Below are 14289 nucleotides of genomic sequence, written 5' to 3'. Positions count from 1 at the left end.
GCGCCTTTCGGCGCAAAATCTTTCCCTCCAATCAACATGCTCGACCAGTGATATTTGTTTTGGACTGACTTACGAGGCCTTATACTCTTTCCACCATGCCTCGGATCGCTGTGTATTCCTTCGCGGTGCTTGCCGCGCTTGCGCCTTCTCTTGTTGCCCAGACTCAGCCGTCAACGCCTGCTCCTCATGCCATGACGCTCGACGATCTCTTTCGCCTGCAGGATGTGGGTGACCCGCAGGTTTCTCCGGATGGGCAGTGGGTGGCGTACACCGTCAGCACGATTGATACCACGGCCGACAAGAGGCTCACCGATGTCTGGATGGTGAAGTGGGATGGCTCGGAAGACATTCGCCTGACTTATGCGAGTGAGAATTCGGCGAGCGCGCCGCGATGGAGCCCGGATGGCAAGTACATCTCATTCCTCTCTGACCGCGCGGGCAAAGCCAAAGGCTCGCAGGTGTGGGTGCTCGACCGGCGGGGCGGGGAAGCGCGACAGCTTACCGATGTAAAAGATCATCTCTCGCATTATGCGTGGTCGCCCGATGCAAAGAAGCTTCTGCTGGCAATCTCAGAGGATAAAGAGGCCGAAGCGAAGGACAAAGACAAGGATAAGGAGAAAGAAAAGCCCAAGCCGATTGTTATTGATCGCTATCACTTCAAGGAGGACGTTGAAGGGTACATCTCAGCGGAAACGACACCTACGCTGCTCTACCTTTTTGACGTGGAGACGCACAAGCTCGACAAGCTGACTTCGGACAAGAAGTTCAACGAAGAGAATGCAGTCTGGTCTCCGGATGGAACGCGCATTGCTTTTGTGAGCAATCATGATGCTGATCCTGACCGCAGCGTGAATACGGATGTCTTTGTTGTGGATGCGAAGCCGAACTCGACTCCAACCAAACTGACGACGTTCAATGGTGAAGACGGCGGACGCATTGCCTGGAGCCCGGACGGCAAACTGATTGCGTATCTGCACGGCAGCGAGCCGAAATTCCTTGAGTACAACCAGAGCAAGCTTGCGGTTGTTCCGGCTGCGGGAGGCGAGCCGCGAGTTCTGACGACGAAGCTTGATCGCGCGGTGTCAGCACCGGTGTTCGCTGCGGACGGGCAATCTGTAACTGTGCTGGTGACAGATGACCGGTCGGAATATCCGGCTTCAGTCTCGTTGAATGACGGCTCGGTGAAGCGCCTGTTCGAAACTGCCGGAGTTGTTGTCGGGCAGAACCAGGCTTCTGGACACACAGCCGTTTTGTGGACTACGGACACCGCTCCGTCGGAAGTTTATGCGTTCGAGGACGGAAAGCTGCGCAAGCTGACTTCGCATAACAATGCGCTGGTGGCGCAGCTCAAGCTGGGTGAGACGCGCAATCTTGAAGCCAAAACGAAAGACGGCACGGAAGTGCATGCGCTGCTGACTTTGCCGGTGGGCTATGAGTCCGGGAAAAAGTATCCGCTGCTGTTACGAATTCATGGCGGGCCCGATTCCCAGGATGCGCACGCTTTTGTTGCAGAGCGCCAGCTCTTTGCCGGTCGTGGTTATGCGGTGCTGAATGTGAACTATCGCGGCAGCGCGGGGCGCAGCGCTGCGTACCAGCAGGCCATTTTTGCTGACTGGGGCGATAAAGAAGTTATTGACCTGCTGGCGTGTGTTGATGAGGCAGTGAAGGAAGGCTATGCCGATCCCGACCGTCTTGGTGTTGGCGGATGGAGCTACGGCGGTATTCTGACTGACTACTCCATCGCCTCAACGACGCGCTTCAAGGCGGCCATCAGCGGCGCGGGCATGGGCAGTCCGCTGGGATTCTATGGCGTGGACCAATACATCTTTCAGTACGACAACGAACTCGGGCCGCCGTGGAAGGACCTTGATACCTACCTGAAGCTTGGCTATCCGCTGCTGCATGCCGACCGCATTCGCACTCCTACGCTTTTTATGGGCGGCGATAAGGACTTCAACGTGCCGCTTGTCGGGGGAGAGCAGATGTACCAGGCGTTGCGCAGTCTGAATATTCCTACGGAGCTTGTTGTCTATCCCGGGCAGTTTCACGGCTTCACACGGCCGAGCTTCATCCGCGACCGCTACCAGCGATATTTTGAGTGGTATGACAAATACCTGATGCCGAAGACAAGCGCTGAGAAAAAGTAATCACGCAGAACGGTCAGATGTTGAAAATCAACCGCCAAGACGCTAAGGCATGTAAAGAAAACTTCTTTAACCACAGAGGACACAGAGAACGCAGAGTTTTCGCAGAGAACGTCAACAAAGACAGTTTGGACTCAGTTAAAGCCGCGCCTCGTTCTGCGCTGTGGCCAATCGTCGATTTCGCGCTCTGTTTCGCGCTCGGCGCGGGTGGCGCGCGGCTTGTCCGGGGCAGAGAAGGCTCGCTCCTCGGAGCGGCTTACGCGGTGATGCGCGTACATGCCTTCGAGGAGAAATTCTGCCGCTGCGACCAGATGCTCCGGGTCGGATTTTGCTGTGATGCTTAAGGGAGCTAGCTTTTCTGTCAGCCCCTGAATCTGCTTCAGTTCGGATGCAATGGATTTCGAGGACTGGTCATCATCGAACTTGATAGTTCCGCCCAGGTTGAACCACTGCTCGATCTGCTGCGTGTTTGTCTCGCCGAAATACTTGTCGAAGATCCTGCCGATGGCGGTGCGCATAATTTCGCGAACGACTGTGTCCGCGCCGCGCATCTCGCCTTCGTATTCAAGCTCGAGCTTGCCGGTGATTCCGGGCAGTGCAGCGTAAATGTCGCCGATGCGCGGCATCACGAGGGTTTCGCCGTGAATCAGGGCGCGGCGCTCTGCATTCGAGATGATCAGATCCATGGTCGAGATGGGGAGGCGCTGGCTGACGCCGCTGCGCTTGTCGACTTTCTTGTCTTCGCGCGCGCTGAAGGCGATCTGCTCCACGACTTCGCGCATGTATTGCGGGACTTCGAGCGTGCCCAGACCGCGGTTGCTCCATGTTTCCTGCGTGGTGATGGCGATGCCTTCTTCAAGCGACTCGGGGTAGTGCGTGCGAATTTCGGAGCCGATGCGGTCTTTGAGCGGAGTGACGATCTTGCCGCGCGCGGTGTAGTCCTCAGGATTGGCGCTGAAGACGAGAGCGACATCGAGCATGAGGCGCACAGGGTAGCCCTTAATCTGCACGTCGCCTTCCTGCATGATGTTGAAGAGCGCGACCTGAATTTTGCCGGCGAGGTCAGGCAGCTCATTGATGGCGAAGAGGCCGCGATTGGCGCGCGGCAGCAGGCCGAAGTGCATGGTGAGTTCGCTGGCAAGATGATGTCCGCCACGCGCTGCCTTGATCGGGTCGAGGTCGCCGATGAGGTCGGCCACGGTCACATCCGGCGTGGCCAGCTTTTCGACGTAGCGCTCGTCGCGGCCCATGTAGTCGATGGGCGTGGCGTCGCCCTTTTCTGCGATGAGGTCGCGACAGGGCTTGCAGAGCGGATTGTAGGGGTTGTCGCGGATTTCACAGCCTTCGATGAAAGGCGTCTGCTCGTCGAGCAGGGCAGTCAGTGCGCGCAGGATGCGGCTCTTGGCCTGTCCGCGCAAGCCGAGCAGGATGAAGTTTTGTTTCGAGAGCACGGCGTTCACGATCTGGGGAACGACCGTGTCCTCATAGCCAACGATGCCGGGGAAGATGGTATCGCGCGACTTGAGGCGCGCGATCAGGTTTTTGCGCAGCTCATCTTTCACGCTGCGCGACTTGAGGCACGCTTCAGAAAACTCCGCGCTTTTGCGCAGGTCACCAAGTGTCTTCGGCAAAGATTGGGTCGGCATCATGACTCCAGTATGACGTGTTTTCCTAATAGATGTACCGGAAGGGAAATTTGCTACATGATCCGCCCATTGCCCGCCGCCACGCGGTTGGCCTGTGCGCCCACGCGCAGTTTGGGCAGCATGGTTTTGTAAAAGTCAGAGAGAATGCGCGTTCGCTCAGCGTCGGAGCGGATGCCGAGCAGCTGCTGCTTGAAGCCGAGATCAGCGGGCAAGGCAGCGGCCAGCTGAAAGGCGATGGGCGCATTCAGATCATAATGAGCGGATGGCTGCTCGACGCCGGCAAGCTCGATCACTTCAAAGTGCAGTGCGAGGCACTCTTCACGCATTTGCCGGGTGGATTCGAATCCATCGTCGGCGAAGAAATCTACTTCGGCCTGCAGGAAAGTGCGCGAATTGTCGAGCTGCTCGATCTCGAAACGCTCGCCGCCTTCACAAAGAATGTCCAGACGGCCGTCGTCATATTTCTCGAGAACGCGCACGATGGACGCCATGCAACCGATGACGGCCAGCCCCTCGCGTTGTGCGCGCACGACACCGAAGCTACTGCGTTCGGCAAGGCACTCGCCGATCATTTCCTTGTAGCGCTCCTCGAAAATATGGAGCGGCAAAGGTGTCCCGGGGAACAGAACGACATGGAGCGGGAAGAGCGGGACCTTCATGATCATGCCATTATGCGCGACTGGGGCCTTTCGCGAACACACAGGCGCAAAATCTGTTTTGATGCAGCGTAAGCCATTTCGTTGTTAGAGGCCGAACTCCAGTTCGTCGAGCATAGCCTGCATCTCGCTGAGCGCGTGCTGGTTGCCGGTGCGCCGCGCGCTGGCTATGCCTTCCTTGAGGCGCGATACGGCTTCGTCCTTACGATCGGCTTTGGCAAGGGTCTGCGCGGCCATGAAGTATCCGGCAGTGTAGTCGGGGTGGTCGGTCACCAGACGCTTGAATTCATCGAGCGCGCTATCCACGTTGCCCTGGCTGGCGTGCTCCATGGCAAGGCCGTAGCGAGCGAAGGCGTTGGTCGGGTCCTGCGTGAGAATTTCTGTGAGTGCTGCGATTTTGTCCATTGGTTGAGTTTTGTCCTCTGTTGCCTGGACGGCCAGTCCTTGCGAGACTAGATAGTTAAGCCTCTTTCGCGATCCCAAGCAGAATTGTATTGAAAAATACGCGAAGAGGTGGAAAGGCAAGTATTGCACGCACTTCCTACGCGCACCGTTGCTGAAACACAGTCGGAGATGACGGAGCTCATCCTGCCGAATGATACGAATACGCTCAATAATCTGCTTGGCGGGCGGCTGATGCACTTTATCGATCTTGTTGGCGCGATGGCGGCTTACCGTCATTCCCGTACGCATGTGGTTACGGCGTCGATGGACCACATCGACTTTATTGCTCCTGTACATGTGGGCGACCTGCTGATTCTCAAGTCCTCTGTAAACCGCGCCTTTAACACCTCGACGGAAGTAGGCGTGAAGGTCTGGGTGGAAAACACCATTGCGGGGACGCATCGACATGTGGCTTCGGCGTATCTAACGTTTGTAGCGGTCGATTCGCAGGGGCGTAGTGTTCCTGTTCCGAAACTGCAGCCGGAGACGGATGAGGAAAAGCGCCGTTATGAAGATGCCGGGCGCCGCCGTGAGCTGCGCAAGAAGGAGCTGGAGCTGAAACGCGCCAGCAAGGCTGCGGAAGTCGAGATGCAGGGTTCGGTGCGGCCGGGGCGAGTGTAGCGTTTTCCCTCAGCGGCTAAAGCCGCATCAATCGAAAGCCCACTTATGGCACGGCTGAAGCCGTGCCCCTTCAAAGAAGTAACAGGAGTTTTTCATGGCACATCCACATGCAGCACCACCACCTCCTGCGGCCCTTCCGGGGGTCGCGAACATTGTCGCTATCGGTTCAGGCAAGGGCGGGGTGGGCAAGACCACGCTCTCCGTCAACATCGCTGTTGCCCTGGCCCGGCTGGGATACAAAGTCGGGCTGATCGATGCTGATGTTTATGGACCCAATGTGCCGCTGATGCTGGGTTCGAGCCAGCAGCCAAGGGTGCTCCAGAACAACCAGATTGAGCCGAACACCGCGCATGGCATCAAGGTCATCTCGGTCGGCTTTATCTCGCCGGGCGACAAGCCGCTGGTGATGCGCGGGCCGATGCTGCACCAGATCATCCGCCAGTTCCTGCAGCAGGTGGAGTGGGACGAGCTGGACTTTCTGCTGGTTGACCTGCCTCCAGGGACTGGCGATGTAGTGATTTCGCTGGTGCAGACGGTCCCGCTGACCGGGGCGGTGGTGGTTTCGACGCCCTCTGATGTTTCTCTGCAGGATGCGCGCAAGGCGCTGGAGATGTTTCACCAGGTGAATGTCGAGGTGCTGGGCATTGTCGAAAACATGAGCCACTTCACCTGCCCGCACTGCCACCAGGAGATCGACATCTTCTCCAAGGGCGGGGCGGAGCGGACGGCGAAGCAGTTCAATATCCCGTTCCTTGGAGCGGTCGAGCTCGATCCGGAGATTCGCCTGGGCGGGGACCGCGGGCTGCCCGTAGCGCTGCTGGGCGAGGAATCGCCCAAGGCGAAGGATTTCTACTCTGTGGCGAAGCTGGTGGCGGAGAGGGCCAAAGAGCAGTCGGCGAAGGCTGAGAACGTGTTTGAGATCTCTTAAATTTACGTTGGTGGCTCGCGAATGGAAAAGCAGGTCTTCCCCCTTCATTGCGTCAGGTCAGGATGACAACTCTTTATTTAGAGTGCTTGGGGGCCCTCCCCTTGTTTTGTACGGGGATTGTTTGTTTTCAATCGCTTAGCTCGAACAGTCTGTACGGAGATTCTTTATTTTCAATGATCTAGTTTTTGATGGTGTAACTTGTTGAATGGATGGCGCGTGGGGAGGGGTGGTGGATCCCTTCGGGCACCATTGGAGATCGGGAAGCCGTTGGGGTGAAGGTTTCAGATCGCAGGATGCCGCGCTCAGGGTGTAGATTTGTGGTCTACACGTGTTGCGGCTATCGAGGCGAAAAGCAGGTCCTTCGACTCTGCTCCCTTCGGTCGCTCCGCTCAGGATGACAACTTCTTTTTAAAGAAAAAAGGCTGGGGCATGCCCAGCCTTTTGTTATTGAGAAACAGAGCTTAGGCGGTCTTCTTGAGCGAAGCGGCCTTCACGCGGGCGGCCAGGCGGCTCTTGTAGCGCGAGGCGGTGTTGTCGTGCAGGATGCCCTTCTGCACGCTCTTGTCGAGGGCAGAGACGGTCTGCTTGAACTGCTCGTTGATGGCCGTGGCATCGCCCTTGGCAATGGCCTCGCGCAGCAGGCGCAGGCTGCCGCGGACACGGCTCTTGTTGGCGCGGTTTACCGCAGTCTTTCTTCCGGTCTGACGGGCGCGCTTGAGCGCCGAAACATGGTTCGCCATGGTGGTCCTTTTTAATCTTTCCTTTGGGAAATGAGATGCAGCGAGAAGAGACTCGTGCCGCATCTCCTGCAAAGGATAAGTATATGTGATTTCGGGGTTTCAGACAAGGATTGGCTGTCCAGGTACCGTGCACTTTTCAAAGCAGGTAAAGCGTCGGTTTAAAAGCCGGGGCCTTGCTATGCAAGGCTATAGCGCACCGTTCCGTTGCGGGTCCTTCGACTCCGCTCCGCTTCGCTCAGGATGACAGCTACTCGGACGATCTGAATAGTTGAACTGGAAAGCAAAGAAGCGTTACATCCTCAGCGGTTGATGGAAAGGTTCGCGAATTGCGCTCGATTCCACCCGGTGCCGATGCCAAACATGCCGTGTGCGTGATCTGTGTCATCCACCTGGGTGATGTTTTTTCCATCTATGCTGGCTGTGATCTGTTTTCCTGAAAAGTGAAGCTGGAGATGATGCCAGGTTGCGGGCTTGAGGGTCAGCGAGTTTTGAGCGAGTATGCGGTCTGGTTTCTTGTAGGCGCAGGAGAGCAGTTTCCATTCTCCCTGAGCGTTGATGCTGAAGATGTATCCGCTGGGGAAAGGCGCTTTGCCGTTCTGAAAGACGTCGGCTGATTCGATTCTTCCTATGAGCATTGCGCTTCCTGTCTGCTCAAGGCGGACATCGACATCAATTTTGTAGTCAGTCCACGAAACGTCACCTGCAAGAGTCCAGGGATCGGGGAGCGGGCCCCAGGGGATGGGCTTCTGCGTAATGAGCTGCTCGAGGCAGTGGCCGGAGCGACCGATGCAGTCGACTGCCTCGAAGGCTCCGTCCTGATCTGAGAGGAAGCGAGGCGCACGATGGAGAGGCGTGTCCGCAAAATTTTCGTGATAAGGAAATGGGAATGGCTTTTTCGGAGGCGCTGCGGCTGAGCCTTTCATCTGGCCGGTGGTGGTGGTCAGAGAATACAGGGAGTCCGGCTCGAAGTTATAGCTGAATGTTCCATGCTGGGCTGGGATGTCGGCGACATGCTCGAAGGTCCGCTTATCATTGGTCTCCCAGATGTGCACTGTTGTCTGGGACAAGCCGCCTTGCAAGTGGAAGGTCGCCTGCTGTTGATGCGCGGCGCCGATGGTTTCGAGAACAACGCTCCAGTCTTTATGATTCGGTGAACGCAGCGTGACGTAGTCGCCTTTTTCTGCAAGATATCCGGAAGAGCTGGCAAGGTACTGCCAGCCTGGCTGCGCAAACTGCGTTGTGTGGGCGGTTGCCCAGATGGCTCCCTGCACATCGTAGTGCCCGGACCAGGGAGTGTTGGCGTACATGAGGCCGGAGTTAGGCGCGGCAAGCAGGTCGTAGTAGGAGGTAATGGGGCTCCATATTTCGGTGGCCGTGAATCCTCCCTTCAGGAAATTCTCGTTGTATAGCTGTGCGAGCAGACGGCCGCCGATGGGCCAGTCACGCGAGAGGATGTTGGAAGCGCTGGATGCAGGCTGATCTTCGCTTGACCAGAGCGGCTTTCCAACTTTTCGGGCAGCTTCAGGCGTAGTCAGCTTTCCATCGATACGCGGATAGTGAACGCTGACTACGGCTATGGCCTTTCGCAGTTCAGCATCTTTTTCCATGGCCTGGATGATGGTCCATTGATCGACTTTTTTCTGCGGATATTCATCGCAGCAGACGATCTTTGTCTCAAGATGGTGCGCATCGAGCATGCGGCGCAGGGTCTTTACATATTCGGGATTTTCGAAGTGTTTCTCGTTCCAGATGCCGGCGTAGGCGATGTTGAGGCCATAGGTCTTTTTCGCTCCGAGAATAAAGTCGGCGACATAGCTGGCCATATCTTCTGAGTAGAAGTTGCCGTTGCCGACCCATCCCGGCGCTCCCCAGGGGAGGATGTCGAGGACGATGTTGGGATTGCGCTTCCAGGCTTCCTTCATGAGCCACCACTCGTAGCCTCTTGTGTAATCGTGATCGTTACGATTTCGCATGTGGCTCGGCTCAGAGCCGTCGGTCGAGTTGACGTCGGCGCCGATCTCGACTTTGAGATGCTGCAGGGATGCTCCGTAATTCGGCTTGAAGAGATAGTCGAGGATCTGGCTGCGATAGGGTTCCGGATAGTCGATCAACAGGCGGGAGGATGCGCCTGCACTCACTGCTCCGAGGCCATCGAAGATTGGGCCCGGGCTGTTGCCATCGAGGGTGATTTCTTTTGTCGCTGTCTGCGCTACGGAGCAGCATGTGATGAGCAGGCCAGAGGCAATCATCATGGAAGACCGGATAAGGTGGTTCATCGTACCTTCCTCGTTTATGTTATCTACATCCAGAGTTGTTCAATTTCTTCGAGACTTCTGCCTTTTGTTTCGGGGGTCAATTTCCACACCAGAAAAAACGTAAGCACGCACATCGCACCGTAAAGGCTGAAAGCTCCGGTGATGGTGATGGCGCGGGCCAGCGAGAGAAATGTTGCGGTCAGCACAAAGCTGGCAATCCAAAGCGCGGTATTTGCGATTGACATTGCCCTGCCTCGCACGCGCGTGGGGAACAGCTCCGCCATGAGAACCCATACAGCCGGCCCGAGCCCTACTGCAAATACGGCAACGCAGAGAAGCATGCAGCCCAGCACCAGTACGGCGGGCGGAGACGGGAACAGAAACGCTATGCCCAGCAGGAGTTGGCAGATTGCCATGCATCCGCTCGAAAACAGGAGCAGCGGTTTTCTTCCCGTGCGGTCGATGAGCCAGAGAGCAACGATTGTTGCCAGAAAATTGATGAGGCCGATGGTTACATTTGCTCCTATGGCGGAACTATGGCTGGCGCCGCCAAGCTGGCGCTCCCAGATAATGGAGCCGTAGAACAGGACGGTGTTGATGCCGGTGATCTGCTGCAGAATCGCGAGTGCAACTGCCAGGAAGAGCGGGCGGCGCAGGCGAGGAGCGAGCAGATCAGAGAATGTGCCTGCCTCTTCGAGTACAGATTTTTCGATTGTGGCAAGCTGCGTGTCCGCATCGTGTCCCTCAATTTTCTTCAGGATGCCGAGCGCTTCCGATGCGCGGCTTTGTTCGACCAGCCACCTTGGGCTTTCTGGCACGAAGAACAATCCGATGAAGAGTCCCAGGGATGGAATGACGGCAATGGCAAACATCCAGCGCCATCCGGAAGCGCCATGAAAGGAAAGCGACCAGTTCACCAGGTAAGCAAGCAGGATGCCGGTAACAATAGCCATCTGGTTGAGCGAAACCAGCCGGCCGCGGATGCGCGCAGGTGATACTTCAGCCATGTAGAGCGGAGCCAGCATAGAGGCGACGCCAATGGCTATTCCTCCTACAAAACGCGCGACGCCGAACTGGATAAAATTGTGCGGCAGGGCAGCGCCAATCGAGGAGAGTGCAAAAAGCAGTGCGGATGCGGACAGCACGCTTCGGCGGCCATAGCGGTCGCTGAGCCAGCCGGCGATCGCTGCTCCGGCGATGCAGCCGGCCAGCAGACTGCTTGCAGCGAGCTCTGTCTCGAAGTCGGAGAGGTGAAACTGATCTCGCAGGAAGACCAGAGCGCCGTTGATCACTGCGATATCGAACCCGAAGAGGAGGCCGGCGAGCGCGGCTATCGCGCAAACTGTATACACATACCTGCTGCTGCCTGAGGGAGAAAGATGCAGTTCGGTCGAGCTAGTTGATGGATATCTGCTGATCATTTAGGTAGTTGTTCTAACAGATCGGTGGCTGCGGTGTGGTTTCTGTCGAGCGTCAGGACTTCACTGAGCAGCGATTCAGCTTCTGTAAAGCGCTTCAGGCCGAACTGTGCCTGTGCGCGCAGGAATTTTGCTTCAATGCGATTCCTGGTGTCGAGGTCTTCTTCAAAGAGCAGCATGGCGGGCAGCGATGTCGCGAAATAGTCGATCTTCGGAACCTGCTTCTCCAGCTGCAAGGAATATTCATAGATCTGTTCGAGGATAGTTCCGGCTTCTTCTGCTTTCCCTAATTGCTCCAGAGATATTGCCGTCCAGAAAGTCATGCTGGAGATGGAACGGACGCTCATCTGCTGGAAATCGCCGCGTTGCCGGGCGGCATGTTCCCATGCTTGATTTGCTTCTGTCATGCGGCCTTGAGCAGCATATGCAGTGCCGATCCAGAAATATACATCGCTCCAATTGGCGAGCAGGTGCTTGGCTTCACTCAATGTGTGCGGGGGATGAAGAGCTGCTTCAAAAAAGGAGCGGGCCTCAGGGATGTGATTTGATTTCGAGGCCCGCTTTCCAAGAAGTAAATTTGCCCGCACATATTGTGCGAGTACTTGTCCTTCGCCGCCTTCCCATGGCTGGAATTTGCGAGTTGTAAGGAGCTTGAGAGCTTCTTCGGGCTTGCCTGTCTGGTTCAGAAGTGTTGCCACTTCAAGCGCCAGGTCATCGCGTGATTGCACCAGATGAGGAAAACGATTGAGCTCAGAGATCCGGTCTTCAGGTGATTTGCCCAGGCGCTTCCAGAGCTGGTCGCGCTCATAGAGGATGCGTGCATCGTCAGAGCCGTGTGCAATGGCATGCTCAAACGCTTCGAAAGACTTCTGCGTGTCGCAGAGAATATTGAAGTAAGCGATTCCCAGGTTGCGCCAGACTACTGGATAGCCTGGATCGAGGCTCGATGATTTTTCCCATGCGGCTATTGCTTCTTCATGCCGGTCCTTGTCGTAGAAGAGATTTCCGAGATAGTAAAAGGCGTGGGCGTCCTGAGGATTCGCAGCAATGGCGGCTTCCAGAATGACCTGCTCTTCAAGCCTGATGGGAAAGCAGTAGTCTGGATTGGCCTGTGATGCCTGTTTGTAGCATTGGACAACCTTTTCTCGATTTCCCATGCGGGCGTGGATGTATGCCTGCAGGTAAAGCGGGATGGGGGCTGAATGGCCAGCTAATACCTGGAGAGCCTCGTCGTACAGTCCGGCTCGTGTGAGATCGAAGCTGAGATCGAGCGCCTGTTGTCCATTGAGCGGAGGTGTTCCGCGATCTAAGAAACGTGACCATACATCGAGTGGGTCCAGGCGGGAAGTTTCTTCGAGCAATACAGCTGCTTCTTGATCGCGCTTCAGTTTGCGCAGGATCATCACCATTAAATTGCGCGCATTCAGGTTGTCTATTCCGGACTGGAGTGACCGGTTGAGATGATCGAGCGCTGTTTGCCAGCGACCGCACTTTGCGTCCATTTCAGCCAGGGCGTGATATGAGGGTGCGACCCATGCGGCGTTCCATGTTGCCTTGTAAAAAGCGGCGTAAGCTTCTTCATCTTTTTCCTGCAGACGAAGGGCCAGGCCTAGGTTGTAATGGGCTTCTCCGTCGTATGGGTTTGGGTTCAGGCGCGTCAGTCGCTCGATGGCGGCGCGAAAGTGCTGTTCAGCCAGCGAGAATTCGCCGCGATGCACGTGCCATAGTCCGAGTGCGTTATGGCAGCGGCTGTCGCCGGGATCACGGCGGAGGGCTTCCTCCCAATAAATCTCAGGCCTGCGTGTGGCATGCCGGTATTGCTGGAGATGCAGACCGGTGAGATACAGTTCCTCATTCGTTGCTATCTCGGTGGGAAGCAGAGGTTCTCTGGCCACTTCAGGCGCTTCTGCCGGGACGATTTCCTGCGGGCTGAATCGAATCAGTTCGCGCCCATCGGCTTGAACCGAGATTGCGAGATGTTCTTCTTTGAGATTCTCAGCGAGATTGCAGGATGCGGAGAAGGCTTTTGCGGGATGCAGGTCCTCGGTCCACGCTGAGAGTGTGGTTTGACCGGATTTGAGCAGGATTTCTGCTCGCGTGATCGGACGTGTGACAGAGACGCCTATGTATGCGACGTGCTCTTTTACGCGAAGGCTGATCGCAGCATCAAGGTTCGCTGCCTGCGGAGGACCGATCTTGTGGATCGGGTACCAGAACTGCGAGAAGGTTCTGGTCTCTCCGGGAGCGAGAAAAGAGAAGTCCGGCTGGTTGTCGGTGTATACGCCGGCCATGAGCTCAATGTAGGGGCCATCGTTGTCAGTCAAATTGCGGTCCCAGGCATAACCGAATTCGTGGTTGCCCCATGTCCACTGTTTTTTGCCGGGGGCGATGTGGTGACTGGCGACGTGCACAAAGCCGGCTTCGGCGGCATGATCGTAGCCGCCGAAGAAATCCTCCTTTGTGTGAGCGATCATGTAGCTGGTGGGCACGGGGATGTTGGCGTACCAGCTGAGATCGTTTGGCGGGTAAGAGCCGTCCGGTACAAACATGGACGGCTGCTCTTCTTCAGGGACTCCGTTGCGCGCGCGAGCGGGGTAGTCCACGCCATAGTAAGGACGGTCGCTCAGCGGGAAGCCGGTGATGGCGCGTTTTGCATGGTCGGCCACGAAACGTACATCGGGAGGGAAGAATGACTGATACTTCTCGTGCACGCGACAGGCTACATTGGCCCACCATAAAAATGTCTGGACGTACGGCGTTCTGTTAAAAAGGCGAACTTTGAGCTCGATGTATGCGCGATCTGGATGGATGCACACGCCGTGCATGCCTTTCATGCGCTGCAAGGGATCGTGATCGCTGCACCATACGGTGACAGATCCATCGAGAGCGCGCTCTATCGCTACTTCGACGGGCATGAAGGTTGCAGGGCGATGATGCTGCGGCCAGTTGAACTCCACGCCGCCCGAGATCCACGGCCCTGCAAGGCCCACCAGGGCCGGCTTGATGACATTCTGCCGGTAGAAAAAATCGTAGCCGTTTGTTTTGTCATAGGCTACGTGAATGCGCCCTCCTATCTCGGGCAGGATCATCAGCCGCAGGTAGTCATTTTCGAGATGGATCGCGTCCCATGCCTGTTCTACGGGCTCGGTGGCAATGCGATCGATCACGGGGATGGGATAGACGCGTCCACTGCTGCCCTGATAGACGCGCTTTTTCAAAAACATCGGATTGCGATCCGGTGGTCCTGGCGTGTACGTGGGCATGACAATTGCCTGCTGCCACACTTTTACCGGGCCGGTTTCACTCGCGGGCGCAGCAGGTAATACCAGGTTCTCGTTCCGTTTGTTCGTCTCGGCCATTTGTATCAGAGGGGGCTGCCTTCAGCGTTAACGTTAACGCAACTCTAGTAAGTCAATGAAAGGATGTCAAGGCATTTG

General features: G+C 56.5%; 10 protein-coding genes. 3 read left to right on the top strand and 7 right to left on the bottom strand.

What is annotated here, in order from left to right; translation table 11 throughout:
- Positions 1 to 95: 95 nt before the first annotated feature.
- The gene (locus AC5S16_RS10670; protein ID WP_493930042.1) at positions 96 to 2147 is read left to right on the top strand and encodes a S9 family peptidase; all 2052 of its coding nucleotides are present in this window, start codon (positions 96 to 98) and stop codon (positions 2145 to 2147) included.
- A gap of 131 nt (positions 2148 to 2278) precedes the next feature.
- Here the strand turns inward: AC5S16_RS10670 and AC5S16_RS10665 are convergent, their stop codons facing one another.
- The 3 genes from AC5S16_RS10665 to AC5S16_RS10655 form a co-directional block, all read right to left on the bottom strand.
- The gene (locus AC5S16_RS10665; protein WP_493930223.1) at positions 2279 to 3790 is read right to left on the bottom strand and encodes a magnesium chelatase ATPase subunit I; all 1512 of its coding nucleotides are present in this window, start codon (positions 3788 to 3790) and stop codon (positions 2279 to 2281) included.
- 53 nt (positions 3791 to 3843) lie between these two features.
- Positions 3844 to 4455 (bottom strand): LON peptidase substrate-binding domain-containing protein, encoded by a 612-nt coding sequence (locus tag AC5S16_RS10660; RefSeq protein ID WP_493930041.1) that lies wholly within the window; start codon positions 4453 to 4455, stop codon positions 3844 to 3846.
- 78 nt (positions 4456 to 4533) lie between these two features.
- On the bottom strand, positions 4534 to 4851 hold the full coding sequence (locus tag AC5S16_RS10655; RefSeq protein WP_493930040.1) for a tetratricopeptide repeat protein: 318 nt from the start codon (positions 4849 to 4851) through the stop codon (positions 4534 to 4536).
- A 168-nt stretch (positions 4852 to 5019) separates the two neighbouring features.
- Here AC5S16_RS10655 and AC5S16_RS10650 point away from each other — a divergent pair, with 168 nt between their 5' ends.
- Both AC5S16_RS10650 and AC5S16_RS10645 read left to right on the top strand, forming a co-directional pair.
- Positions 5020 to 5511, top strand: coding sequence for an acyl-CoA thioesterase (locus AC5S16_RS10650; RefSeq protein WP_493930222.1), 492 nt, complete (start codon positions 5020 to 5022; stop codon positions 5509 to 5511).
- Between the two features lie 94 nt (positions 5512 to 5605).
- Entirely contained in the window at positions 5606 to 6439 is an 834-nt protein-coding gene (locus tag AC5S16_RS10645; protein ID WP_493930039.1) for an Mrp/NBP35 family ATP-binding protein, read from the top strand.
- A 461-nt stretch (positions 6440 to 6900) separates the two neighbouring features.
- Here the strand turns inward: AC5S16_RS10645 and rpsT are convergent, their stop codons facing one another.
- From rpsT to AC5S16_RS10625, 4 genes are all read right to left on the bottom strand, one after another.
- Positions 6901 to 7179, bottom strand: a complete 279-nt coding sequence (gene rpsT, locus AC5S16_RS10640; RefSeq protein WP_493930221.1) for a 30S ribosomal protein S20 — start codon at positions 7177 to 7179, stop codon at positions 6901 to 6903.
- A gap of 299 nt (positions 7180 to 7478) precedes the next feature.
- Positions 7479 to 9455, bottom strand: a complete 1977-nt coding sequence (locus AC5S16_RS10635) for a 3-keto-alpha-glucoside-1,2-lyase-like domain-containing protein (protein WP_493930038.1) — start codon at positions 9453 to 9455, stop codon at positions 7479 to 7481.
- A gap of 23 nt (positions 9456 to 9478) precedes the next feature.
- The gene (locus AC5S16_RS10630; protein ID WP_493930037.1) at positions 9479 to 10855 is read right to left on the bottom strand and encodes a sugar porter family MFS transporter; all 1377 of its coding nucleotides are present in this window, start codon (positions 10853 to 10855) and stop codon (positions 9479 to 9481) included.
- Positions 10852 to 14211, bottom strand: a complete 3360-nt coding sequence (locus tag AC5S16_RS10625; RefSeq protein WP_493930036.1) for a DUF5107 domain-containing protein — start codon at positions 14209 to 14211, stop codon at positions 10852 to 10854. The genes AC5S16_RS10630 and AC5S16_RS10625 overlap by 4 nt, the downstream gene beginning before the upstream one ends.
- Positions 14212 to 14289 lie beyond the last annotated feature (78 nt).

The sequence above is a fragment of the Acidobacterium sp. FHG110202_01 genome (genome assembly GCF_059115305.1).
Note: the sequence above shows the minus strand (reverse complement) of the source record. Positions and strands in the feature narration are given on the sequence as shown.

What these genes read in the sequence shown, in the direction of transcription:
- AC5S16_RS10670 (WP_493930042.1), top strand. Translation starts at nt 96, where the DNA reads ATGCCTCGGATCGCTGTGTATTCCTTCGCGGTGCTTGCCGCGCTTGCG.
- AC5S16_RS10665 (WP_493930223.1), bottom strand. Translation starts at nt 3,790, where the DNA reads ATGCCGACCCAATCTTTGCCGAAGACACTTGGTGACCTGCGCAAAAGC.
- AC5S16_RS10660 (WP_493930041.1), bottom strand. Translation starts at nt 4,455, where the DNA reads ATGATCATGAAGGTCCCGCTCTTCCCGCTCCATGTCGTTCTGTTCCCC.
- AC5S16_RS10655 (WP_493930040.1), bottom strand. Translation starts at nt 4,851, where the DNA reads ATGGACAAAATCGCAGCACTCACAGAAATTCTCACGCAGGACCCGACC.
- AC5S16_RS10650 (WP_493930222.1), top strand. Translation starts at nt 5,020, where the DNA reads ATGACGGAGCTCATCCTGCCGAATGATACGAATACGCTCAATAATCTG.
- AC5S16_RS10645 (WP_493930039.1), top strand. Translation starts at nt 5,606, where the DNA reads ATGGCACATCCACATGCAGCACCACCACCTCCTGCGGCCCTTCCGGGG.
- rpsT (WP_493930221.1), bottom strand. Translation starts at nt 7,179, where the DNA reads ATGGCGAACCATGTTTCGGCGCTCAAGCGCGCCCGTCAGACCGGAAGA.
- AC5S16_RS10635 (WP_493930038.1), bottom strand. Translation starts at nt 9,455, where the DNA reads ATGAACCACCTTATCCGGTCTTCCATGATGATTGCCTCTGGCCTGCTC.
- AC5S16_RS10630 (WP_493930037.1), bottom strand. Translation starts at nt 10,855, where the DNA reads ATGATCAGCAGATATCCATCAACTAGCTCGACCGAACTGCATCTTTCT.
- AC5S16_RS10625 (WP_493930036.1), bottom strand. Translation starts at nt 14,211, where the DNA reads ATGGCCGAGACGAACAAACGGAACGAGAACCTGGTATTACCTGCTGCG.